The sequence below is a fragment of the Methylobacterium oryzae genome (genome assembly GCF_036441375.1).
Taxonomy (GTDB): domain Bacteria; phylum Pseudomonadota; class Alphaproteobacteria; order Rhizobiales; family Beijerinckiaceae; genus Methylobacterium; species Methylobacterium oryzae_A.
This window is the reverse complement of the sequence record NZ_MLCA01000015.1, coordinates 127,773-150,026: the sequence shown is the minus strand read 5'-3', so window position 1 is coordinate 150,026 and position 22,254 is coordinate 127,773. Positions and strand designations below refer to the sequence as shown.

General features: G+C 72.8%; 21 protein-coding genes. 5 read left to right on the top strand and 16 right to left on the bottom strand.

What is annotated here, in order from left to right; translation table 11 throughout:
- The first annotated feature begins 9 nt into the window (after positions 1–9).
- A complete protein-coding gene (locus MOTC310_RS28760; protein ID WP_331304237.1) occupies positions 10–867 on the top strand; it encodes a glycoside hydrolase family 16 protein in 858 nt (285 codons plus the stop codon).
- Positions 868–1,181: 314 nt separating this feature from the next.
- On the opposite strand, the gene MOTC310_RS28755 is transcribed toward MOTC310_RS28760, so the two are convergent.
- Together MOTC310_RS28755 and MOTC310_RS28750 are read right to left on the bottom strand one after the other, a co-directional pair.
- Positions 1,182–1,412: a hypothetical protein gene (locus MOTC310_RS28755; RefSeq protein ID WP_020091201.1), complete on the bottom strand. Its 231-nt coding sequence runs from the start codon at positions 1,410–1,412 to the stop codon at positions 1,182–1,184.
- A 54-nt stretch (positions 1,413–1,466) separates the two neighbouring features.
- Positions 1,467–2,204 (bottom strand): sugar transferase, encoded by a 738-nt coding sequence (locus tag MOTC310_RS28750; RefSeq protein WP_331304236.1) that lies wholly within the window; start codon positions 2,202–2,204, stop codon positions 1,467–1,469.
- A gap of 211 nt (positions 2,205–2,415) precedes the next feature.
- On the opposite strand from MOTC310_RS28750, the gene MOTC310_RS28745 reads away from it, so the two are divergent.
- Both MOTC310_RS28745 and MOTC310_RS28740 read left to right on the top strand, forming a co-directional pair.
- A complete protein-coding gene (locus MOTC310_RS28745) occupies positions 2,416–2,568 on the top strand; it encodes a hypothetical protein (RefSeq protein WP_331291884.1) in 153 nt (50 codons plus the stop codon).
- Positions 2,569–2,742: 174 nt separating this feature from the next.
- Positions 2,743–3,849, top strand: a complete 1,107-nt coding sequence (locus MOTC310_RS28740; RefSeq protein WP_331304235.1) for an acyltransferase family protein — start codon at positions 2,743–2,745, stop codon at positions 3,847–3,849.
- Here MOTC310_RS28740 and MOTC310_RS28735 read toward each other — a convergent pair.
- Complete coding sequence (locus MOTC310_RS28735; RefSeq protein WP_331304234.1) at positions 3,839–4,060, bottom strand: DUF6894 family protein; 222 nt, start codon at positions 4,058–4,060, stop codon at positions 3,839–3,841. The genes MOTC310_RS28740 and MOTC310_RS28735 overlap by 11 nt on opposite strands.
- Before the next feature lie 540 nt (positions 4,061–4,600).
- Here MOTC310_RS28735 and MOTC310_RS28730 point away from each other — a divergent pair.
- Together MOTC310_RS28730 and MOTC310_RS28725 are read left to right on the top strand one after the other, a co-directional pair.
- Positions 4,601–5,635 carry a glycosyltransferase family 2 protein gene (locus MOTC310_RS28730; RefSeq protein WP_331304233.1) on the top strand — a complete coding sequence of 345 codons (1,035 nt, stop codon included), beginning with the start codon at positions 4,601–4,603 and terminating at the stop codon, positions 5,633–5,635.
- 4 nt (positions 5,636–5,639) lie between these two features.
- Positions 5,640–6,572, top strand: a complete 933-nt coding sequence (locus MOTC310_RS28725) for a glycosyltransferase family 2 protein (protein WP_331304232.1) — start codon at positions 5,640–5,642, stop codon at positions 6,570–6,572.
- A gap of 6 nt (positions 6,573–6,578) precedes the next feature.
- Here MOTC310_RS28725 and MOTC310_RS28720 read toward each other — a convergent pair whose 3' ends face one another.
- From MOTC310_RS28720 to MOTC310_RS28660, 13 genes are all read right to left on the bottom strand, one after another.
- On the bottom strand, positions 6,579–8,711 hold the full coding sequence (locus tag MOTC310_RS28720; RefSeq protein ID WP_331304231.1) for a TonB-dependent hemoglobin/transferrin/lactoferrin family receptor: 2,133 nt from the start codon (positions 8,709–8,711) through the stop codon (positions 6,579–6,581).
- 181 nt (positions 8,712–8,892) lie between these two features.
- Positions 8,893–9,729, bottom strand: coding sequence for a heme ABC transporter ATP-binding protein (locus MOTC310_RS28715; protein WP_331304230.1), 837 nt, complete (start codon positions 9,727–9,729; stop codon positions 8,893–8,895).
- 12 nt (positions 9,730–9,741) lie between these two features.
- A complete protein-coding gene (locus MOTC310_RS28710; protein WP_331304229.1) occupies positions 9,742–10,788 on the bottom strand; it encodes a FecCD family ABC transporter permease in 1,047 nt (348 codons plus the stop codon).
- Positions 10,789–10,812: 24 nt separating this feature from the next.
- On the bottom strand, positions 10,813–11,691 hold the full coding sequence (locus MOTC310_RS28705; RefSeq protein WP_331304228.1) for a heme/hemin ABC transporter substrate-binding protein: 879 nt from the start codon (positions 11,689–11,691) through the stop codon (positions 10,813–10,815).
- Entirely contained in the window at positions 11,688–11,897 is a 210-nt protein-coding gene (locus tag MOTC310_RS28700) for a hemin uptake protein HemP (RefSeq protein ID WP_331304227.1), read from the bottom strand. Before MOTC310_RS28700 ends, MOTC310_RS28705 begins: the two co-directional genes overlap by 4 nt.
- A 540-nt stretch (positions 11,898–12,437) precedes the next feature.
- Positions 12,438–14,036, bottom strand: coding sequence for a SpoIIE family protein phosphatase (locus MOTC310_RS28695; protein WP_331304226.1), 1,599 nt, complete (start codon positions 14,034–14,036; stop codon positions 12,438–12,440).
- A 270-nt stretch (positions 14,037–14,306) separates the two neighbouring features.
- Entirely contained in the window at positions 14,307–15,152 is an 846-nt protein-coding gene (locus tag MOTC310_RS28690) for a GGDEF domain-containing protein (protein WP_331291787.1), read from the bottom strand.
- Positions 15,149–15,538, bottom strand: coding sequence for a DUF1987 domain-containing protein (locus MOTC310_RS28685; RefSeq protein ID WP_331291788.1), 390 nt, complete (start codon positions 15,536–15,538; stop codon positions 15,149–15,151). Before MOTC310_RS28685 ends, MOTC310_RS28690 begins: the two co-directional genes overlap by 4 nt.
- A gap of 13 nt (positions 15,539–15,551) precedes the next feature.
- Positions 15,552–16,106, bottom strand: a complete 555-nt coding sequence (locus MOTC310_RS28680) for a SiaB family protein kinase (protein ID WP_331291789.1) — start codon at positions 16,104–16,106, stop codon at positions 15,552–15,554.
- A 186-nt stretch (positions 16,107–16,292) separates the two neighbouring features.
- Positions 16,293–18,143: an ABC transporter ATP-binding protein gene (locus tag MOTC310_RS28675; protein ID WP_331304225.1), complete on the bottom strand. Its 1,851-nt coding sequence runs from the start codon at positions 18,141–18,143 to the stop codon at positions 16,293–16,295.
- Between the two features lie 202 nt (positions 18,144–18,345).
- The gene (locus MOTC310_RS28670; RefSeq protein WP_012321500.1) at positions 18,346–19,278 is read right to left on the bottom strand and encodes an ABC transporter permease; all 933 of its coding nucleotides are present in this window, start codon (positions 19,276–19,278) and stop codon (positions 18,346–18,348) included.
- Positions 19,244–20,203 carry an ABC transporter permease gene (locus tag MOTC310_RS28665; protein ID WP_331291792.1) on the bottom strand — a complete coding sequence of 320 codons (960 nt, stop codon included), beginning with the start codon at positions 20,201–20,203 and terminating at the stop codon, positions 19,244–19,246. The genes MOTC310_RS28670 and MOTC310_RS28665 overlap by 35 nt, the downstream gene beginning before the upstream one ends.
- Before the next feature lie 16 nt (positions 20,204–20,219).
- The gene (locus MOTC310_RS28660) at positions 20,220–22,010 is read right to left on the bottom strand and encodes a peptide ABC transporter substrate-binding protein (RefSeq protein WP_331304224.1); all 1,791 of its coding nucleotides are present in this window, start codon (positions 22,008–22,010) and stop codon (positions 20,220–20,222) included.
- Between the last annotated feature and the right edge of the window lie 244 nt (positions 22,011–22,254).

Sequence of the window (22,254 nt, the reverse complement as noted above, 5' to 3'; positions counted from 1 at the left end):
GACGTGCGCATGACGATCTGGTCCGGCCCGGGCCGCCACCTCTGCGTGGCGGCGACGCTTCTCCTGCAGGCCTACCCCGCGAGCGCGGGCGAGACCGCCACGCCGCCGGCGGCGGCCCCGGCCGCCGCTCCGGCCCCCGCTCCGGCCCTGCAGGGCGGCGCATCCTTCGTGGAACTCTTCAGCACCCTGAACGACCGCCGCTGGTACGTCTCGGACGGCTGGGTCAACGGCGACTGGCAGGGCTGCACGTGGTCGAAGCACCGCGCCCGGATCGCGACGCCCGGCGAACTCTCCCTGTCCCTGACGGACATCACCTATAAGGAGCGTCCCTTCAGCTGCGCTGAGATTCAGACCCGCGAGCGCTACGGCTACGGCACCTACGAGGTCCGGATGCGGGCCGGGACCGGGTCCGGCATGGTCTCGGCGTTCTTCACCTACAACGCCCCCGAGAACGGCGACCGCAGCACGAACGACGAGATCGACTTCGAGTGGCTCGGCAAGGACACCAGCAAGGTCCAGCTCAACTACTTCGTCGGCGGCGTCGGCGAACATGTCAGCCTCGACGCGCTCGGCTTCGACGCCGCGACCACCACCGCGGACTACGCCTTCGAGTGGCTGCCGGACCGCCTGCGCTGGTACGTCAACGGACGCCTGCTGCGCGAGGTGCGCGGCACGCCCGACCGCCCGATCCCCTCGCATCCGAGCAAGATCATGCTCAGCGTCTGGTCCGGACAGGGGCCGGATTTCGCGTCCTGGCTCGGACCGACGGAATATTCGGGGCAGCCGGTCACCGCGCTGGTCGAGCGGGTCGCGTTCACCCGGATGGGCGATCCGTGCGGCTTCAAGGGGTCGATCGCCTGCCGATAGCCGCGCCGGCGGGCGGGGAGCGCGCCGGACACCGCTTCGCGCACGGCCCCGCAGATCGCCTCTCCCATCGCCCCGGACACCGGAACCGAGACTGGGCGGGGCTAAATCTTGGCGGGGCTAAATCTTAACGTCTCCGCGGCAGGCTGGGCCCTCGAATGAGCCCGGAGCCACGCGATGCATTGGTCGAGCCTCGTCATCGCCGCGTACGCCGCCGGCTTCGTGGAGTTCTGGCGCCTCTGCCGCGAGGCACCCGCCGCCGAGGAGGATCCGGCCTGACGTGTCCGCGTCGCCGGGCCGTACCGGGCCCGGGCGGTTCACCGCTCGTTGGCGATGGGCCGCAGCAGGGCGCCGAGCAGGAAGGCCAGCTGCCCGCAGACCAGCAGCGCCGTGCCGCGCCGCAGGCAGGCGCCGGCACTCAGGTTGTAGACGAGGAGGCCGTAGCCGACCTCGGCCGCCACGATCGGGACGAAGACCAGCAGCCGCCAGACCGAGCCGAAGCGGCCCAGCATCACGCCGAGCAGGGCGTTGAGCATCATGCCCTTCATCGGCGCGCTCCGGGGCGGGCGCGGCGAGCGCGGCGCGGCCGCCCTGTCATGACCCTAGCGGCTGCCGCGCTGGCTCAGCACGGCCGGGACCGTCTTGAGCAGGATGGCGATGTCGCGGCCGAGGCTCCACTGGCTGGCATAGGCGCAATCCAGGGCGACGCGCTCGGCGTAGCCCGTGTCGCTGCGCCCGGAGACCTGCCACAGGCCGGTCAGCCCCGGCGGGACGGAGAAGCAGGCGGTGAAGTCGGCGCCGTAGCGCACGACCTCCGCCTGGACGATCGGCCGCGGTCCGACGAGGCTCATCTCGCCGCGCAGCACGTTCCAGAGCTGCGGCAGCTCGTCGAGGGAGGTCTTGCGCAGGACGTGGCCCAGCGCCGTCACGCGGGGATCGTGGGTGAGCTTGAAGGAGGCCTCCCACTCGGCCCGGGCCTCGGGATTCTCGGCGAAGTGCCGCGCCAGCACCGCGTCGCCGTCCGGAACCATGGTCCGGAACTTCAGGCATCCGAAGGGGCGCCCGTACCGGCCGAGGCGCCTGTGGCGGAAGATCGGCGACCGGCCGTCGCTCCCCCAGATCAGCAGGGCGATGAAGAGCAGCAGGGGCAGCAGCAGGAACAGCGCCGTCAGCGCGATGGTCGCGTCGAGGACGCGCTTCATCGCCCAGCTCACCCGGAGGCCGGGACCAGCCTGCCGCGGGGCCGGCAACGTCTTGACCAACGCCTCGTTCAGCGTCTCGACCATTTCCTGCGGCGTCGACGGCTCGATCGGCGTCGGGGTCCCAGCCGGGCGCAACATGTCGGCTCCTTGACTCGGGGCGAGACGGGGTCGGAACTTGCGGAGCGACGCGCGCACCCGGCCGGTTCGGCCAGCGTCGCCGCGGCCGGCTTCGGCGGCTCTCGGCCGGTCCGAAGGGGCGTCGAGCGCAGGCGGAACCCTTGCGACAACACTGGGCCCACGACAGGTTCGGCAACAAGACGGCCGCCGATCCATCAATGGAGGTAAGTCGTTGCTGGTCGTGCTGGTCTTCGCTGCGCTGATTGGAGGAGCGACCGGCTTCGCGGTGGCGCTCTCGCAGGGATTCCTGGTCGCGCTGCTGGCCGCCCAGGTCGCGGCGGCCGCCTCCGTCGGCCTCGTCGTCCTGCTCGCCCGGCGCCGCTGACGGCCCCGCCGGGCAGCAGGACCGCTTTCGGGGAGGTCCGCTCCCCCGATCGAGGTAGGATCCCCCGCGCGAGGCCCGGTCTAGGGTGGGGTATCCGGCCCTCCCGGCCGGATCCGGCCGCGCGGGCGCGCTCTGCCCCGACGCGGCGCGGCCGATCATCGGACGGGACGCGCCTTGGCCCCTTCAGAGCGCCGCATCATCGGGTTCGACGGTCTGCGGGCCCTGGCGTTCCTGATGGTCTTCGTCAGCCACAAGGCGCCGAGCCCGAGGACCGAAGCCCTCGGCACGACCGGCGTGTGGCTGTTCTTCGTCCTGAGCGGCTTCCTGATCGTCCGGATCCTCGCCGCCGCCCGCACCGCGGTGGAGGCGGGCGCGTCGACGCCGCTCGGCAGCCTCGGCCTGTTCTACCGGAACCGCGTCGCCCGGATCGTGCCGGTCTACTACGTCTTCCTGCTCGCGCTCTACACGGTCCGCCCCGGCGACCCGGCCAGTCTCGGCAACGACGCATTCAAGCTCGCGACGTGGTTCTACGTCACGAACTTCTACATCGAGCAGAACGGCTGGGGGACCGAACTCGGCCACCTCTGGAGTCTCGCCGTCGAGCAGCAATTCTACCTGCTGTTCGCGCCGGCGGCCCTGTTCCTGCCGCGGCGCCGTCTCGGGGCGCTGTGCGGGATCCTGGTCGGGGTCAGCGTCCTGACGCACGGCGCCCTGTGGTGGGCGGGCGCCGGGCCGAGAGCCTTCGACGTCGACACGCTGGTCAATCTCGGGCTGATCGCGCTGGGCGGACTCGCCGGCCTGCGCACGCGGCCGCTCCCGGCCTGGCTCGCCCGCGACGCCGCCCTCGTGGGCGTGCTGGTGCTGTTCGTGACCCTGCCGCTCGTGATCGCGCCGACCGGCTGGTGGCTGGTTCTCGGCCGTCTCAGCGGCGTCCTGGCGGCGCTGCTGCTGCTGCAGGTGATGCAGGCGCGGGACGGTCGCGCGGTCGCCCTGCTGGAGAACCCGGTGCTGCGCCGGATCGGCGTGATCAGCTACGCCGCCTACCTGTTCCACGTTCCGCTCCACGCGGAGCGGGTGCTGGGGCTCGTCGGCATCGATGTCGCCGGACCGCGCTCGGTCTCCATGGCGCTCGACCTGCTGCTGACGCTGCTGCTGGCTGAGATGTCGTGGCGGCTCCTGGAGCGGCCCGCCCGCCGGCTCCTGCGGGCCCCGCGCCGATCAGCCCGCGCTCCTCTCCCGCGGCGGCGGTCACCGACCCGGGCGCCCCGATTCAGCCCTTGATCGGCAGCCGGCCGACCACCGCTCCGGTGGCGTCGCGCACGACGAGCGTCCACGCGCCGTCCGGCCCCGCGGCCTCCAGTTCACCCGCCATTTCGTCGATCACGCTGCGGGCCTCCGCCAGCGCCTCGGCCAAGTCCTCGGCTTCCACGCCCTGCGCGTCGCGGATCGTCTCCTCGCCGTTCTCGATGTCGAAATAGAAGCGACTGGGCACTCATCTCCTCCCTGAATGCTGCCCTCGGGAGGGCCCTTGGATACTACCTACGTAGTTCGCCCACGTCCGACAATGCTCAGTAGGAGACATAAACCTTAACAAATATCAAAACTGTTTTCGGCAGTTGCGTTGCAATAATGCCGAGATTCCAGCCAAATAATCCATTATAGGTATCGCCGATCACCCTTCCGGCCGCGTCGGCAATGGCGACGCGCGGTGACGGGCCTCAGGGGCGTTCGACATGGCAGCCTCCGGCGATTCGGGCCTCGAAAAAGATTCTCCCGCCACGGCGGAGAGAAAACAAAAATTGCGCCTCCATGTCCGGACGATCCTGGCGAAGGGCCTGACCCTCCGGAATCCTCGTCCCGCCGGCGACACGCCCTCCGACACGCACTGAGAGCTGCCGGCCGTCGGCACCATCCCCCGCAATGGGAGGGGATGGCCGCCGCCCTACGCCCTTTGAGCGTCGTGCGCGCCGATGGCTTCCGGCCAAAATCGGGGGCGGTCTCGGAGGCCGCGCCCTGCGGCCCAGGAAGCGCGATGGCGGATCAACTCTTGTCCGATGCCCGGGGCACGTTCGTGGATGTCTCGTTCATCATGGCCGCGCACGACGCGGCGCCCTGGATCGAGACCGCCGTCCGGTCCGCCCTGGCCCAGACCGGGGTCGCCGTGGAGGTCGTGGCGGTCGACGACGGCTCGCGGGACGGGACAGCCTCCGCGCTGGCGCGCTTGGCGGAGGCCGATCCGCGCGTCCGCGTGATCCCCCTCGCCGGGGCCGGACCGGGTGCCCCCCGGGGCCCGTCGAGCGCCCGGAACGCGGCCCTGAACGCCGCGCGGGGCCGGTGGATCGCGATCCTCGACGCCGACGACCTGATCCTGCCCGACCGCACCCGGACCCTGCTCGACCTCGCCCTGGCGGCGGATGCCGACATCGTCGCCGACAACCCGATCCCGTTCACCGACATGTTCGACCCGCAGGGGCCGGGCATGCTGGAAGGGGGCCGGGAGCCGTACCTGTTCGAGATCGACCTCGCCAAGTACATCGCCTGCAACCAGCTGCTCAGCCGGGTGACCAAGCTCGGCTACCTCAAGCCCATGATGCGGGCCGAGATCCTGCGCCGGCACGGGATCCGGTACGACGAGGGCGTCCGGATCGGCGAGGATTTCCTGCTGTGCCTGGAAGCCCTCGCGGCCGGGGCGCGATTCGTGGTCACCACCTACGCGGGCTACGGCTATCGGCGCGGGCCGAGCTCCCTGTCGCACCGGCTGCGCCAGGCCGACATCGCGCGCCTCGACGCGGCCTTCGCGGCCCGGGCCGAGCACGGCCGCCTCGCGGAGGCCAGGGCGCGGTCCGCCGAGATCCGCCACGGCAGCCGCGCCTATCGCGACGGCCTCGCGACGACGCGGCGGATCGCCCAGGTCATCGAGGCGGCCCAGGCCGGGCGGTGGCTGGAGGGCGCGGCGCTGGCGCTCCGGCATCCCCGGACCTGGCGGTTCCTGGCCGCGACGCTGCTGGCGGCGGCCGGCAAGCGCCTGCGGCCCAGGCCGCACGCCCTCCCGATCGGACAGAGGTAAGACGATGCGCCTGTGCATCTGCATCTGCACCTGCGAGCGGCCGGTGGGGCTGGCGCGCCTGCTCAAGGCCCTGGACCAGCAGCGGCTCGGCAGCCTCGCCGAGACCGCCCTGCGCATCCTGATCATCGATAACGGGCGCAGCCGCGCCGCCGTCCCGGTGGTGGAGGCCTACCGGGCGACAGGCCGCTTCCCCGTCACCTACGCCCGGGAGGAGACCCGCGGCCTCGCCGCGGTCCGCAACCGCAGCCTCGCTGAGGCCTCCGCGACCGGCGCGGACTGGGTCGCGCTGATCGACGACGACGAGTTTCCCGACCGGGACTGGCTCCACAACCTGCTCGAGACCGCCCTCGCCTCGGGCGTCGCGGCCTGCATCGGGCCGGTCGTGCCGTTCTTCGACCGGGTTCCGCCCGCCTGGGCCGCCGCCGGAGGCTTCTTCGCCAAGCGCCTGCCGGTCCGCGACGGCTTCGTGGAGGACGGCTACACCGCCAACGCGCTCCTGGACCTGCGGGTGATCCGGGCGCTGGGCCTGTCCTTCGACATGCGCTTCAACACCCTCGGCGGCGAGGACACGTTCTTCTTCCGGTCCCTGCTGCTCGCCGGGCACCGGATCGCCTGGGCCGAGACGGCCCTGGTCTACGACAGCATCCCGACGCACCGGATGCGGGTGCGCTGGCTGCTGGCCCGCTGGTACCGCAGCGGCAGCGTCGAGGCCTATCTCGGCCGTCTCCGCCCGGAAACGGTGAGCGGCCGGCTCGCCAACGCGGGCCGCGGCTTCGCGCGCCTCGGCGGCGGCCTGCTGCGACTCGGGATCGCCGGCCTGTCGCTCAGGCCGGCGACCCTGATCGGCGGCGGCTACACGCTGTGCCGGGGCGCCGGGCTGCTCGCGGCCGTGATCGGCCTGAGCTACCGGGAGTACCACCCGTCGCGCTACCGCTAGCCGCGCCTACCGGGTCACGAACGCGACGCTGAGCGACGCCTTGGCGACGAGGCCCGGGCCCGCCAACGCGTCGCGGTAAGCGCGGTAGCGCCGGTCGAGGGCGTTCTGGACGACGAGATCCGCGGTGATCCGTTCGGTGGCCGCGTAGGTGGCGAAAAGGTCCACCAGCCCGTAGGCCCTGGTGGCCCGGCTCCGGGCGGCGGGCAGGTCGGAGCGGGCCTCCACCAGGGTCAGGCGCGTGCCCACGACCAGCCGGTCGGCGAGGAAGCGCAGGCCCAGCGTCGCGCCGATCCGGTCCGGCGGCACCGTGAGCAGGCTCTCGCGGCTGGCGCGGTCGCGGCCGTCGACATGGGTGGCGGCGAGCGACACGAAGCCCCTGCCCCAGTCGTAGACCCCCTCCAGCTCCGCGCCCGACAGGTCGGCCCGGGCGACGTTGCGGTACTGGTAGGATCGCGCCGGGATCACGCAGGGGAAGCGCCCGGGCCGGGCGGCGCAGATCGAGGCCGGGACGCCCGGAATCACCGGGACGTAGTAGGCGGGCCCGACGGCCTGCACGTCGATGAAGCCGTCGACCGCCGTGTCGAACACGGCGAGCTTGGCCCGCAGCGCGTCCTCCGGCCCCCGCACCCGGTCGGCGCGCAGGTTGGCGCCGCCCTCGACGGTGCGGGCCACCTCCGGCCGCAAGGCCGGGTTCGGCAGGATCGCGAAGGCCGGGAACGGGTGGATGCCCCGCATCAGCGTCTCGGTGATCGTCGGGGCGCGGTAGCCCTCGGCGTAGGTCCCGTAGATCTCGAGGCCGTCGAGCGGCGCGACGCCGACCGTGATCTTCGGCGAGATCCGCGCGCCGCTGGCGCGATAGGCCCCGCCGTCGAGCCGGTAGCCGTCGTGCCGGAGCGCGCCGACGATCCGAAGCCACGGCGCGGCGCGGATCTCGTCCTGGAGGAAGGCGCCGGCCAGCGCCCGTCGCCCCGACGGCGTGAAGGCCGCGCCGAAGCCGCCGGCCTGGTCGGCGGTCCGGACGCGATTCGCCACGCCGTCGCCGCCGAGCGTGAGCGCGTGCGCGACCGGACCGGTCTCGAACCGGGCGGTGTTGTGGGCGTCGAAGCCCGCGGTGGCGAGGTCGTAGGTCAGGCGGTCGCCGGCCCGGGTGCCGAGCCGGCCGTAGAGGCCCCGCGGAGAGTCCTGCAGGAAGGTCAGCGCGTCGCGGGTCGTGGTCGCGTAGCCGTCGAGGCTGAGATCGACGAGCGGCACGTCCGGCCGGGCGAACCGGTAGCCGAACGTGTAGGTGTCCGCCTGCACGGCGTTGGCGAACCGGGCCCCCGCGCCGGTATCGCCGCCGTTGACGAAGGCGAATCGCTGCAGCAGCGCCGTGGCGTGGAGCGCGTGACCCTCCGCCGGCCGGAGGGTGAGCTTGGCGATGCCCGCGTTCAGGTCGCTGCCGGTGTCGGGCACCGGCAGGCCGGCACCGTCGCGATAGGGCGCGGTGTCGCGGAAGACGAACTGCCCGAACAGGTCCGCGACGGTGCCGATGCGGGCGCCGAGCGCCGAGCTGTTCACGAAGCGCTGGCCGTTCGTGCCGAAGCCCTGCTTCTGCACGGAGCCGGCGCTTTCGCCGGGGGCCAGGATGTCGTCGATCGACCGGGTGCGGAACGCCGCGACGCCCCCGATGGCGCCGGAGCCGTAGACCGTCGCGGCCGGCCCGCGGGTGATGTCGACGCCGCCGACGAGCTCGGGATCGAGGTAGAACACGCCGTCGGCCCCGTGGCCCGAGACCTGGAAATCCTGCCGGGCGCCGTCGATCAGGACGTTCACCCGGCCGAAATCCTGCAGGCCGCGGATGTTGATCGCCTGCGCCGGGTCGTTCCGGTTCTCCTGGGTGGTCACGCCGGGCACGTCGCGCAGCACCTCGGACAGGCGCCCGGGCTGGAGACGGTCGAGCGCGGCCCGCGGGATCACGCTCGTGCCCGCCAGGGCGTCGACGGCCGGGACGGCGGTCTTCGTCGCGGTGACCGACAGGGTGTCGAGGCCGGTCTCGGGCTCGGCGCGCGCGGCCGGGCCGGCCTCCTCCGCCCCGGCACCCGGCAGGGTCGCCAGCGCGACGCCGAGGGCGACGAGCGCCCGGTGGAAAGTATAAGCCATGATGACAGCCGCCCGCGCACAGTCTTTCCCGAGAGCTGGCTGGCGTATGGCTGGCTTGCTGAAGCTTTTCTCACCGATCGCGACAGAGATGCGCAACAGGCGTTTCCGGGATTGCTGGCCCGCGCGCCGCGCAGGGCGCCGCCGCGCGGGCCGGACGCCCTCCGGGACCTGCCAAGTCCGGTCAGTCCCGCGCGGGACCGGACGCGTCGCGGTCCGCATCCCTGTGCGGCAGCAGGAAGGGCTGGCCGCCCGCGGGCACCCGGCCGACCGGCCAGCGGACGCCGAAGACCCCCGCGATCAGGTCGTCCGTCAGGACCTCGACCGGCCGCCCGCCGGCGACCAGCCGGCCCCGGTCGAGGACCAGCAGCCGGTCGGCATAGGCGGCCGCGAGGTTGAGGTCGTGGAGGATCGCCACGACGGCGACGCCGGTCGCCGCCAGCCCGGCCGCGGCGTCGAGCAGCGCGCCCTGGTGCCGGAGGTCGAGGCTCGCGGTCGGCTCGTCGAGGAACAGCACCTGCCGGTCCGCGACCGTGCGGCCGGCCTCCAGCTGGCAGAGCACGCGGGCGAACTGCACCCGCGCCTGCTCCCCGCCCGAGAGGGTCGGGTAGGCGCGGTCGGCGAGATGGGCCACGTCGGCCCGCGCGAGGGCGCGCGCCAGGATCGCCGACCGGTCGCGGGCGCCGAGGCCCCGGCCGATACCGTCGAGGCCGATCCGGGCGACCTCGGCCGCCGCGAACGGGAAGGCGAGGCGCGCCGCCTGCGGCAGCACGGCCCGCAGCGCGGCGAGCCGCCAGGGCGGGATCGTCTCCACCGGCGCGCCGCCATAGGCGACGCTGCCCTGGGTCGGGCGCAGCGCCCCGCTGAGGAGACGCACGAGAGTCGACTTGCCGGCCCCGTTCGGGCCGACGATCACCTGCAGGGTGCCGGCCTCCACCGCGAGGGAGACGTCGCGCACGAGGTCGCGCCCCGCCACCGTGACGGTCAGGCCGCGGGCCGTGAGCGGGGCCGGATCAGGCATCGTCAGGCATCGTCAGATCTCGTCCCCCTGCCCGCGGCCGAGGAGCAGCCACAGGAAGACCGGCGCGCCGACCAGCGCGGTGACGATCCCGATCGGCAGCTCGGCGGGCGCGGCGACGAGGCGCGCCACCGCGTCGGCGAGGACCAGGAAGGCGCCCCCGAGGAGGGCCGAGGCCGGCAGCAGCAGCCGGTGCCCCGGGCCGATCAGGAGCCGCAGGGCGTGCGGCACCACGAGGCCCACGAAGCCGATCACCCCGGCAGCGGCCACGCTGGCGCCGACCGCGACCGCCACCAGCACGATGCAGGCGCGCTTCAACCGCTCCACCGGGACGCCGAGATGGAACGCCTCGGCCTCGCCGAGGACGAGCGCGTTGAGGCCGCGGCCCAGGAACGGGACCGCGATCAGGACCGGCAGGATCAGCGGCGCCGAGGCCGCGACCTTGGCCCAGGTGGCGCCGCCGAGGCTGCCCAGGGACCAGAAGGCGAGATCGCGCAGCTGCCGGTCGTCGCTCACGAAGGTCAGCAGGCCGGTCAGCGCGCCGCTCAGCGCCCCGAGGGCGATCCCCGCGAGCAGCATCGTCGCCACCGCGGTGCGCCCGGACCGGGTGGCGAGGGCGTAGAGGAGAAGGGTCGCGCAGAGGCCGCCGAGGAAGGCCCCGGCGGGCAGCGCGGCGTAGGGCAGCGGCCCCGGAAGCCCCAGGGCGGCGAGGATCCGGTCGCCGAGCACGATGATCACGGCTGCGGCGAGCCCCGCCCCGGACGAGACTCCGACCAGCGCCGGGTCGGCCAGGGGATTGCGGAACAGCCCCTGCATCAGCGCCCCCGAGACCGCCAGCACGGCCCCGACCATCAGCCCCAGCAGGGTGCGGGGCAGGCGGATCGAGAGGATCACGAGCCCGTCACGGGCGCGGGCCGGGTCGCTCCCCTCCCCGATCAGGACCGCGAGGACCCGCTCCGCCGGGATGCGGATCGCCCCGAGGCTCACGGAGAGCAGGGCGGCGGCCAGCGCCAGGGCCGCCAGGATCCCCAGCACCCAGGGCGCGGCGGACCGCCGGCTCACGCGCCCCGCCCGCCGGCGCGCGGCTCAGTCACGCGGCAGGTCCGGGTAGAGCGCCCGCATCAGGTCGGTGGCGGCCTCGGGCGTGCGCGGCCCGAAGCCGAGGAGGTAGAGGCCGTCCATGGCCACCAGCCGGCCCCGCGCCGCCGCCGGCGTCTCGCCGAGGGCCGTGCCGGGGGCGAAGATGCTCTCGGCCCTCGGCGGCTCGGGGCCGTTCTGCATCATCACCACCGCGTCGGGGGCGGCGGCCACGATGGCCTCGTCGGTCATCGGCTTGAAGCCCTCCAGCCCCGCGGCCGCGTTGGCGATGCCCGCCAGGGTCAGGATGCCGTCCGCCGAGGAGCCGGCGCCGCCGACCACGGTCCGGCCGCCCTGGACCGACAGGACGACGAGGGCCCGGGCCGCCCGGGCGATCCGGGCGCGCCGCGCCGCGAGGTCGGCGAAATGGGCGCGGACCTCGGCCTCGAGGACCTCGGCCTCCCGCTCCAGGCCCGCGAGGCGCCCGACCGTCTCGATCTTGTCCAGCACCCCCTCGGGGCTCGGCGGCTCCGTCACCGTCTCGACGCGCAGCCCGGCCTCGCGCAGCTGCGCCAGGACCGCGGGCGGCCCGGCGCCCTCGGCGGCGATGATCAGATCGGGCTGCTGCGCCAGCAGGCCCTCGGCCGAGAGCGCCCGCAGGTATCCGACATTCGGCTTCTCGCGCAGCGCCTCGGGCGGGTAGAGGCTGGTCGTGTCGACCGCCACGATCCGGCCGCCGGCGCCGAGCCGGTAGAGGATCTCGGTGACGGCCCCGCCCAGGGCGGCGATTCGGGTGGCCGCCTGCGCGGCGGCGGCGCGCGGGGCGAGCGCCCCGGCAGCGGCGGCGGCTAGGAGCGCGCGGCGGGACAGAAGGCCGGGGGCGCTCATTTGGTCAGGATCAGCTTGTCGCTCGCGGTCACGCGCAGGCGATACGCGTGGCCGGCGTGGCGGATGACGATCTCGCGGCGCCCCTGCAGGAGGTGCGCGGAGCCGATCTCGCCCGCCGCCTCGGAACGCGGAACGGGCTGCGCCGCGCCGGGCCCGGCGCGGGTGCCGCCCGGAACGCTCTGCCCTTCTCCTTCGGCACACAACATGGACCGGTCGCTCCAGATCTGCTCTCTGTAAATTTTCAAATGAGAGAATGGTATCGACAGAAAAGCAGCCTAACGGCAATCGATCGCGCGCGCCACCCCGCCGCAAGAGCGCCGTTTTACTTGAGAAATCGGCAGCCAACGGCGGACGATCTCGCTACTTGGTTCCGGAAATCGTCGCACGCGCGTCTGTGGCCGGTTCCAGGCGGCGGACATTGGTACAGGCGGCGTCCGCGGCGCAGGCGGGCCGCCCGAGGCCGGAACCGGAATGAGAGGGGCTTCGAAGCGCCTGTTCGCGCCCGGCGCGGCACGACAGAGGGACGCCTCTCATCCTGAGAATCCGCACAGCGGCCTCGACGGCGGGCTCCAGGGACCGCGCGGCCGGCCGGACGGCTCCTTCGAGGCGCCCGCTGCGCGACCGCGACGGCTGTCCCGGGCCCAGGAGTGGCGCAGGCCGGATCGCCTGCCCGACGTCGATGCTGGATCGATCGATGCGCCGCCGGCGTCGTCGGCCCCGGCGCGGCGCCGGGATGACCGGGCGCCTCAGGCGGCCGCCGCTCCGTCCGGAGGAAGCCGGAACGCCACCAGGGTCATGTCGTCCCGCCGGGCCTCGGCGCCGCGATAGGCGTCGAGATCGGCCTCGAGGGCGGCGGCCTGGGCGGCGAGGGGCAGGTCGGCGTGGCGCAGGAGGCTGTCGGCCACGCCCCGCTGGCCGAGGAGCCGCGGCGCCCGGTCCGGCGCCGCGCGGCCCATCTGGTCGGTGATGCCGTCCGTCATCAGGTAGAAGGTGGCGCCCGCCACCGGCACGGCGATGTCCGCGAAGATGTCCTCCGGCTGCACCGCCCGGGCGGTGCGCGGGTAGCCGAGGCCCCGGCGGCCGCCGCGGACGCGCTCGGCCACGCCGTCCCGGACCACCGTGAGGGACAGGCCGGCGCCGGCGAAGTGCAGGGTGCGGGCCGTCCGGTCCCAGACGCAGAGACCGCAATCGAGCCCGTCATCCGATTCGGCGCCGCGGCCGTCCTGGCGGAGCTGCGTGCGGACCATCGCGTCGAGCCCGGCCAGAATCGCGGACGGCGCGCGCAGGCCGCGCTCGTGCAGCAGCCGGTCGAGGGCGGTCGCGACGATCAGGGTCAGGAACGCGCCGGGCACGCCGTGGCCGGTGCAGTCCGCCACCGCGATGACGCAGAGGCCGTCGATCTCCTCCAGCCAGAAATAGTCGCCGCCGACGACGTGGAGCGGCTCCCACAGCACCGCGACCTCGACCCCGGCGCCCGCCAGGGCGTTCCGGTCCGGCAGCACCGAATCCTGGATGCGCCGCGCGTAGCCGATGCTCTCGATCACTTGGCGGTTGGCGCGCTCCAGCCTGTCGTGGGCGCGCTCCAGCTCGACGAGGAGCTGCTTGGCGGCGTCGCCGCTCCGCAGGCCCTCGACCATGCGGTTGAAGGCCTGACTGATGACGTCGATCTCGTTGCTCGGCCGGTAGGCGCCGCCGAGCTCCACGGTCGTCCAGCGCTTGTGCTCGATCTCCCGCATGGCGAGGAGCAGCCGCATCAGCGGCGCCATGACGTGGCGGCGCACGGTGGCGTGCAGGGTGATCACGAAGGCGATCATCAGGCCGACGCTGGCGCCGAGGGCGAGCATCACCTGCCACGCCGCGCTGTCCCGCAGGGCCTTCGTGGAGACCGTGACGGTCAGGCTGCCCGCCGGGCCGGCGGGGCCGGGCACCGACAGCTCGGCCTGGGCCGAGAGGGTGGTCCAGTCCCGCCCGGAAGGCGCCGCGCCCGCCGTCCCGACGACGTGGCCCGCGGCGTCGCGCAGGACGGCGTGGCGGACATCGGGCTCGGCGGCCAGGGCCTTCAGCGGCCCGTCATAGGCGTCCGGGTCGTGCGCCCAGCCGGGCCGCGCGATCGCCGCGGCGGTGAGGCGGGCGAGGAGCTGCGCCCGGTCGTCGTACAGGCGCAGCTGGTCGGTATAGGTCACCCAGGCGATCCCGAGCTGGGTCAGCAGCAGGAGTGCGCCGATCACCGGGTAGATGCGCAGGAACAGGGTGTGGGACAGGCTGTCGAGGTCGCGGCCCCGGGCCGCCCCGCGCAGGGCGCCGGGCTTCATCAGCTCGTCCGCGGGCGCGCCCGCGGCCAGCACGTCGGCGAAGCCGCGCTTCGACAGGGGGTCGCCCCGGCGGATCGGGCCGGCCCCGCGCAGGCCGCCCGCCCGCGCGCCCGGCGGCGCCGGCGGCCGGGCCGGGATCGATGTCGGCGAAGCCGAGCTGCGCCAGGGCGTCCCCGGTCCTGAGCGGTCGCGCGCCGCGGATTCCCCCGGCGGGGCGCGGGTTGTCCAGGGCCGTGTCAGGTCCGCTCACGCGACGTCACTCCGTGTCACAGCGGTTCCGCGCCTGAGCCGGGCGGCGGCGCCTCAGGCCAGGGACGCGCCCGGCTCGGCCGCGCAGCGCACGCAGTCGCGGCCGGCATGCTTGGCGGCGTATAGCGCCGCGTCGGCCCGCCGGAGCGTGGCCGACATCGACTCGCTCGGGCCGAATGCCGCGAGGCCGATGCTCACCGAGATCGGCAGCGGCCCGTGCTCCAGGCGCACCGGCCGCTGCGCCACCGCCACGCGGAGCTGCTCGGCGATGGCCTGCGCCTCGGCCTGCACGGTGCCGGTGACGAGGATGGCGAATTCCTCGCCGCCCATGCGGCCGATCACGTCGACCGCGCGCAGGCTGTCGCGGCAGGTCTCGACGAAGGCCTTGAGGACCGTGTCGCCCGCGCTGTGGCCGTAGCGGTCGTTGATCAGCTTGAAGCGGTCGAGGTCGAGCATCAGCACGCTGGAGGGCGTGTCGCCCGACTGGGTCCGGGCCCAGACCTCCTCGCAGATCTGCAGGAAGCGGCGGCGCGACAGGGCGTCGGTGAGGTGGTCGGTGTCGGCGAGGCGGCGGAGCTCGGCCTCGAGGCGCGCCCGGTGCTCGATCTCCGCCGAGAGGGCGTCGTTGAGGTGCCGCAGGGCGCGCTGCTGCTCGGCGAGCCGCTGGTTGGCGCGGTGCAGGTCGAGCTGCATCCGGTCGCTCAGCCGCACCAGCCGGCGCTGCTCGTGGTAGCTGCGCCGATAGGCGCCGGCGAGCTCCCGCACCCCGTCGCCGACCTCGGCGAGGCGGGCCAGCATCACCTCGGAGCGGCCGAGGACGGCCTCCTCGGTGTCGAACAGGCTGAAGGCGTCCGCCGGCTCGGACAGGAGATCGTGGGCCGGCGCCCGATGCGCGCTCACGCGGGGACGCTCGCGATCATCTCGAACCGGGCATGCGCGAAATCGGCCGCGAAATCCTCGCCGGCCTCCTGGATCACGTCGTCGTCGGCGCCGAACATCCAGCGGATCGTCACCGGGCGACCCTCGGCGGCAGCGTCCTCCAGGGGCATGAACAGGTTCATCAGCGCCTTGGCGCTCGACGAGTTGAAGTAGGCGAGCTCGACGTCGAAGGTGATCGGGCTCGCCTCGGTCGCCGCGAGGTGGCCGCGCAGGGCCTGCAGCAGCGGGCCGAAGAACGCGGCGGCGTCCTCCGGGTAGGATTCGCCGCGCAGGACGAGGCGCCCCGACGCGAAGTCGAAATCGACCTCGGGCGATCGCTCGGTCCGGGTCAGCGTGATGCGGTCCATGTCCGTGCGGTCCTCAGATGAAGGCCTTGAGGCAGAACAGGCTGCGCTCCGCGCCCAGATCCTGGAAGTCGTACTCGACAGGGGCGCTCGACCGGCGGGCGATCTCGATCAGTCCGATGCTCCCGCCGAGGCTGCCCTCGTCCGGCGGCTGGCGCAGCTTCTCGCGGTAGACCTTCTTGAGTTCGTCGTTCGACAGGCCGGAGATCTCGTCGAGCCGCTCGCGCAGGCGCGGGACCTCGGTCTTGCCGACCTCGTTGCCGCAGACCACGAAGAACCGGCCCTCCTCGGTGCCGACCGCGATCATCCCGGCGCTGACCCGGGCGGGGCCCGGCGGCTCCGCGGGCGCGACCTTGTCGGCGGAGTAGCGGATGACGTTCTGGGCCTGCTCGACGAAGATCGAGAAGACGCGCTTGGCGACCGCGGCGTCGGTCTCCTCGTGCCGCATGCGCAGCTTCAGCACTTCCCCGAGCGAGAACAGGATGTTCTCCGACAGGTCTCCGCCGAACGACAGGATCACGCCGCTGCGCTTCGACGCCTCGTGGAAGGACCTGAAATCGCTCGCGCGCAAGGAAGCCTCTCGACCGCTTCATCGCGGCAACACACCGCGTGTGTAGCGCCCACATTAATGTGGAAATAATCAATGATTTCTTACCGGTACTGATCGCTTTCTGAGCAAGACTGCTCGTATATCGAGCAGCGCCGCAAGCTTTACGCTGCGATCCGTCCCGTTGCCGCGCGACGCCCGAAGAAGGGCTCAGGCGGCCGCGCCTCGGAGCGTGCTTGCGTCCCAGTCGGCGCCCCAATCCTGCACGACGTGGCCGGGCGCGACCTCCCGGTAGAGCCGCTCCGGCGCCACGTAGTCGGGGGCCCGGATCGGGCTGCGGATCTCGTCGTCCGGCAGGGCGTGCCGCTCGCCCCGGCGGGCCGGGTCCGGGACCGGCACGGCGGCCAAGAGCTTCTTGGTGTAGGGGTGCTGCGGGTCGCCGAAGATCGCGGCCCGGGGGCCGATCTCCACGATCTCGCCGAGATACATCACCGCCACCCGGTGGCTCACCCGCTCCACCACCGCCATGTCGTGCGAGATGAACAGGTAGGCGAGGCCGAACTCCGCCTGGAGGTCGAGCATCAGGTTCACGACCTGCGCCTTCACCGAGACGTCCAGCGCCGAGACCGCCTCGTCGGCGACGATCAGGCGGGGGTTCAGGGCGAGCGCCCGGGCGATGCAGATGCGCTGGCGCTGGCCGCCGGAGAACTCGTGCGGGAAGCGCCCGGCGGTCTCCGGGGGGAGCCCGACCCGCGCCAGCAGGTCCTCGGCCCGCCGCCGCGCCTCGCGGGGCGTCGCGAGGCGGTTGATCAGCAGCGGCTCCGCCACCGCCGCGCCGACGCTCAGGCGCGGGTCGAGGCTGGCGAACGGGTCCTGGAAGATCATCTGCATGCGCTGGCGGCGGGCGCGCAGGGTCTTCGGGTCGAGGCCGGTGACGTCCTCGCCGTCGAGCAGGACCGAGCCCGACAGCGGCTCGACGAGGCGCAGGATCGCGCGGCCGGTGGTGGACTTGCCGCAGCCGGATTCGCCGACGAGCGCCAGGGTCTCGCCGGCCGCGAGGCTGAACGAGACCCGCTCCACCGCGTGGACGCGGCCGGTCACGCGGCCGAGGAGCCCGGAGCGGATGTCGAACCGGGTGGTCAGGTCGCGCACCTCCAGCACCGGGCGCTCGGCGCCCCGGACGGTGTCGGGGGTCTCGGGCGTCGGCGCCGCCAGGCCGGTGGCCCGGTCGACCACCGGGAAGCGCATCGGGCGCGGGCGGCCCGCCATGGTGCCGAGGCGCGGGACCGCGGCCAGCAGCGCCCGCGTGTAGGGCTCTGCGGGCGCGTCGAAGATCCGCGCGGTCGGGCCGGCCTCCACGGCGCGGCCCCGGTACATCACCACGGTGCGGTCGGCGATCTCGGCGACCACGCCCATGTCGTGGGTGATGAACAGGACCGACATGCCCTCCTCGTCCTGCAGGCTCTTGATGAGGTCGAGGATCTGGGCCTGGATCGTGACGTCGAGCGCCGTGGTCGGCTCGTCGGCGATGAGGAGCTTCGGCCGGCAGGCGAGCGCCATGGCGATCATCACCCGCTGGCGCATGCCGCCGGAGAAGCGGTGCGGGTACTCGTGCAGGCGCGACCGGGCGGCCGGGATCCGGACCTTGTCGAGGAGCCGGAGCGCCTCCGCCTCGGCGGCGGACCGCGACAGGCCCCGGTGCCGGATCAGCGCCTCGGCGATCTGGAAGCCGATGGTCAGGACCGGGTTCAGGGAGGTCATCGGCTCCTGAAAGATCATGGCGATGGAATCGCCGCGCACCCGGCGCATCTCGGCCTCGGGGGCGGCCAGGAGCTCGCGGCCTTCGAAGCGCACGCGGCCGCCGATGCGGCTCGCGTCCCGCGGCAGGAGGCGCAGGATCGACAGGGCGCTGACGCTCTTGCCGGAGCCGGATTCGCCGACGAGCGCCACGGTCTCGCGCGGGCCCACGTCGAACGAGACGCCGTGCACGACCTCGCGCCAGCGCCCGTCCGAGCGGAAGGACACGGTGAGGTCGGAGACCGAGAGGATCGGGTCGGTCACGGGCTTCACTCCTGATCCATCCTGGTTTGGCCCCGGGAGGGTCCTCCCGGCAGCGCCCTCATCCTGAGGTGCCGGAGCGCAGCGGAGGCCTCGAAGGAGCCCTCCAGCCGGCCGCGCGATCCCTGGAGCCCTCCTTCGAGGCGGCTGCGCCGCACCTCAGGATGAGGGGCTTGAATGGGAGATCCCATGGCGGACAGGCCTCCTACAGAACCCGCCGCGGATCGAGGGCGTCGCGCAGGCCGTCGCCGATAAAGTTGATCGACAGCACCGTCAGGAAGATCGCCCCCCCCGGGAACAGCGCCCAGTGCGGCGCGACGTCGAGGTGGTCCTTGGCGTCGAACAGGAGCCGCCCCCAGGTCGGGATGTCGGGCGGGAAGCCGAGCCCCAGGAAGGACAGGGTCGATTCCGCGATGATCGCGGACGAGACCTCGATGGAGGCCGCCACGATCACCGGACCCAGCGCGTTCGGCAGGATGTGGCGGCGCACGAGGTGCCCGGTCGTCGCGCCCTGCGAGCGGGCCGCCTCCACGAACTCCTTCTCGCGCAAGGACAGGAACTGCGCCCGCACCAGCCGGGCGACCGGCATCCAGCGCAGGCCGCCGATCACCGCGACGATCATCAGGAACACGCCGCCCTGGCTGCCGAACACGGCCTTCAGGCTGTCGCGGAACAGGTAGATCACGAGGAGCAGCAGCGGCAGCTGCGGCAGCGACAGGAACAGGTCGGTCAGCCACATCAGCACCGGGTCGAGGAACCGGCGCGACATGCCGGCGAGCGCGCCGACCAGCACGCCGATCAGGCTCGCCACCGCCATGGCGGCGAAGCCGACCGCGAGCGAGATCCGGCCGCCGTAGATCATCCGGGCGAGCAGGTCCTGACCGAGATCGTCGGTGCCGAACGGGTGGTCCCAGGACGGGCCCTGGAGCTGGGCCGCGAAGTCGATGTCGTCGATGGCGACCGGCCAGAGCAGGCCGCCGAACACCACGCCGGCGACGAGGAGCGCCAGCACGCCGACGCTGGCGAGCGCCAGCCGGTGCCGCCGGAAGCGCCGCCACGTCTCCCGCCCCGGCGAGGCCGGCGCGCGGGCGACGGGCACCGCCTCATCGGAGGGCGATGCGAGGGTCGAGCCAGCCATAGAGCAGGTCCGCGACGAGGTTGAACAGGATGACGAGGCCGGCGAACACGAAGGTCACCGCCATCACCACCGGCGTGTCGTTGGCCAGCATGGCGTCGATCAGCAGCGAGCCGATGCCGGGGATCCGGAAGATCTGCTCGGTGACGATGGCGCCGCCGAACACCGCCGGGATCTGCAGGGCGACGAGCGTCACCACCGGGATCAGCGCGTTGCGGGCGATGTGCCGGCGGGTCACCGTGCCCTCGGTCAGGCCCTTGGCCCGGGCCGTGGTGACGTAGTCGAGGCGGGCGACGTCCAGCGCCGAGGCGCGAACGTAGCGCGTGTAGGAGGCGGCCTGGAAGAAGCCCAGCACCGCCACCGGCATGATCGCCTGCCGGACATTCGCCCAGACCCAGGGCAGGCCGGAGCCCGGCAGGTCGGCCTGGTAGACGAAGGGCAGCCAGCCGAGCTTGATCGAGAACAGCAGGATGAACAGCAGGCCGGTGAAGAAGGTCGGCAGCGAGAAGCCCACGAAGGCCAGCGTGTTGGCGACCTGGTCGGCGAGCGAGTAGGGCCGGCGCGCCGCGGTGAGGCCCACCGGCACGGCGATCAGCAGCGCCAGCACCTGGGAGGAGCCAACGATGAACAGGGTCGTCGGCAGCCGCTGCAGGATCAGCGTGTCGACATTCACCCGGCTCGCGAACGAGAAGCCCCAGTCCCCCTGCAGCATGGCGGTGAGCCAGTGCAGGTAGCGGGTGAGGATCGGGTCATCGAGGCCGAACTTGACGCGCAAAGCCGCGCGCACCTCCGGGGGCACGTTCGGATTGCTGGCGAGTTCGCCGAACGGGTCGCCCGGCGCGAGCGCCAGGACGGTGAACAGGATCAGGCTGATGCCGAGCAGGCTCGGGATCGCGATCAGGAGGCGTCGCAGGATGTAGGCGCCCATGGCGCGGCGCTCCCGCTCAGGCCTCCCGGTACCAGTCGGGCAGGAACGACAGGTCGTTGTCCCAGCCGCTGCGGGGCGCCGTGAGCGTGGCGCCCACCGCCGAGACCTCGGCGCGGTGGATCAGCGGCAGCACGTTCTCGGAGACCGCGAGGTCGTTGCAGGTGATCAGCAGCGCCGCGCGCTTGACCGGGTCGAGCTCGCTCTGGGCGGCGTTGTAAGCCTTGTCGTAGGCGTCGTTGCGCCAGCGCACGACGTTGCGGCCCTGCCACTTGTTGGCCTTCTGGGCCACCTCCCAGGAGGCGTACATGAGCAGCCAGATCGCCGGATCGGCCTGGGTCATGCTGTAGGCGTACATCTCCATGTCGGCGTAGAAATGCGTGCAGGTGTCGGGGTTGGCCGGGTCGGAGGAGAAGAACACCGAGCCGGTCACCGATTTCAGCTCGATCTCGATGCCGGCCTTGGCGGCCGCCTGCTTGATGATCGCCTGCGTCTTCTGGCGCGGCGCGTTGATCGAGGTCTGGAAGACCAGCTTGAGCTTCTTGCCGTCCTTGGCGCGGATGCCGTCGGAGCCCTTCTTCCAGCCGGCCTCGTCGAGGAGCGCGTTGGCCTTGGCCGGGTCGAAGGTGAAGCTCGTGTTCTTGGAGACGAAGCGCTCCGGGCCGTTGACCGTGTTGGCGGTGGGCTTGCCGGTGCGGCCGTAGATGTAGGTCTGGATCGACTTGCGGTCGACCAGCAGGTTCATCGCCTGGCACACCTTCGGGTCAGAGAAGGCGGGGTGCTTGGTGGTGATCGAGGCGCGCTCGCCGTCGACCTCGACGTTCGGGTCGGTGGCGTTGAGGAGCAGGAACTCGAGCTTGCCGCCGTAGACGACGTCGACCCGGCCCTTGCCGCCGGTCTCCAGGCGCTTGAGCACCTCGTCCTCGATCAGCATGTTCCAGGCGTAGTCGTACTCGCCGGTCTGGAGCACGGCCCGGGCGGCCGAGACCGCGTCGCCGCCGCCCTTCATCTCGATCGTGTCGAAATACGGCCGGTTGGGCAGGTGGTAGTTGGGGTTTCGCTCCCCGCGGACGATGTCGCCGGGCCGGAACTCCACGAATCGGTACGGGCCGGTGCCCACGGGGGCGAGGTTCTGCGGCGCGTCCCGGGACTTGGCGCCGCTGTAGGGTCCGAACAGGTGCTTCGGCAGCACCATCCCGACGATGCCCACGAAGGCGTCGCACCAGTAGGGCGTCGGCTTGTCGAACAGAACCCGGACGCTGAGGTCATCGACCTTCTCGACCTTGCAATCCTTGTAGGAGCCGGCCGTCACCGCCGCCGTGGCGGGGTCGCGAGCGTATTCCCAGGTGAAGACGAGGTCGTCGGCGGTGAGCGGCTTGCCGTCGTGCCACGTCACGCCGGGCTTGAGCGTCCAGACCACCGAGCGTCCGTCGGCGGCGAGCGCGCCGTTCTCCTTCGACGGGATCGCGGCGGCCAGAACCGGCACGAGGTTGCCGTCCGGGTCCCAGGCGGCGAGCGGCTCGTAGAAGATCCGCGAGGCGTCCTGGTCCTTGGTGCCGATGGCGAAATGCGGGTTGATCAGGGTCGGCGCCTGCCACCAGAGCAGCTTGAGCGCGCCGCCGCCTCCGGCCTTGGTCGGCTTGTAGCCGGAGCGGATATCGGCCGCCATCGCGACCCCGTTGCCGGCCAGCATCAGACCGGCCATGGGCGCGGTGAGGCCGACAGCCACCATCCGCTGCACGAAGGCCCGCCGCGACAGGCGGCCGTCCTTCACCCGCCCGATGAGGCCGCGCAGATCCCGCTCGTCCATGTACGCATCCCGTTTACCGCCACGCGCGGCACAGCAACATTGCGGTGGCGGCCTTGGCAAGGGGCGGGCCAGTGACGGTTCAATCGGAACGTGTGCGGGATGCGCGTTTCGCACAGCCGCGTGGCCCCAACCGTGCATACGAGCGGGCGGACGAAGGGCTCGCGCCGTATCCGTCCCTGCGAGCACAGCGAAGCGGTCCAGCGGCGCCACGCTTCCCGAGGGCGCGCAACCCTGGGTCGCTTCG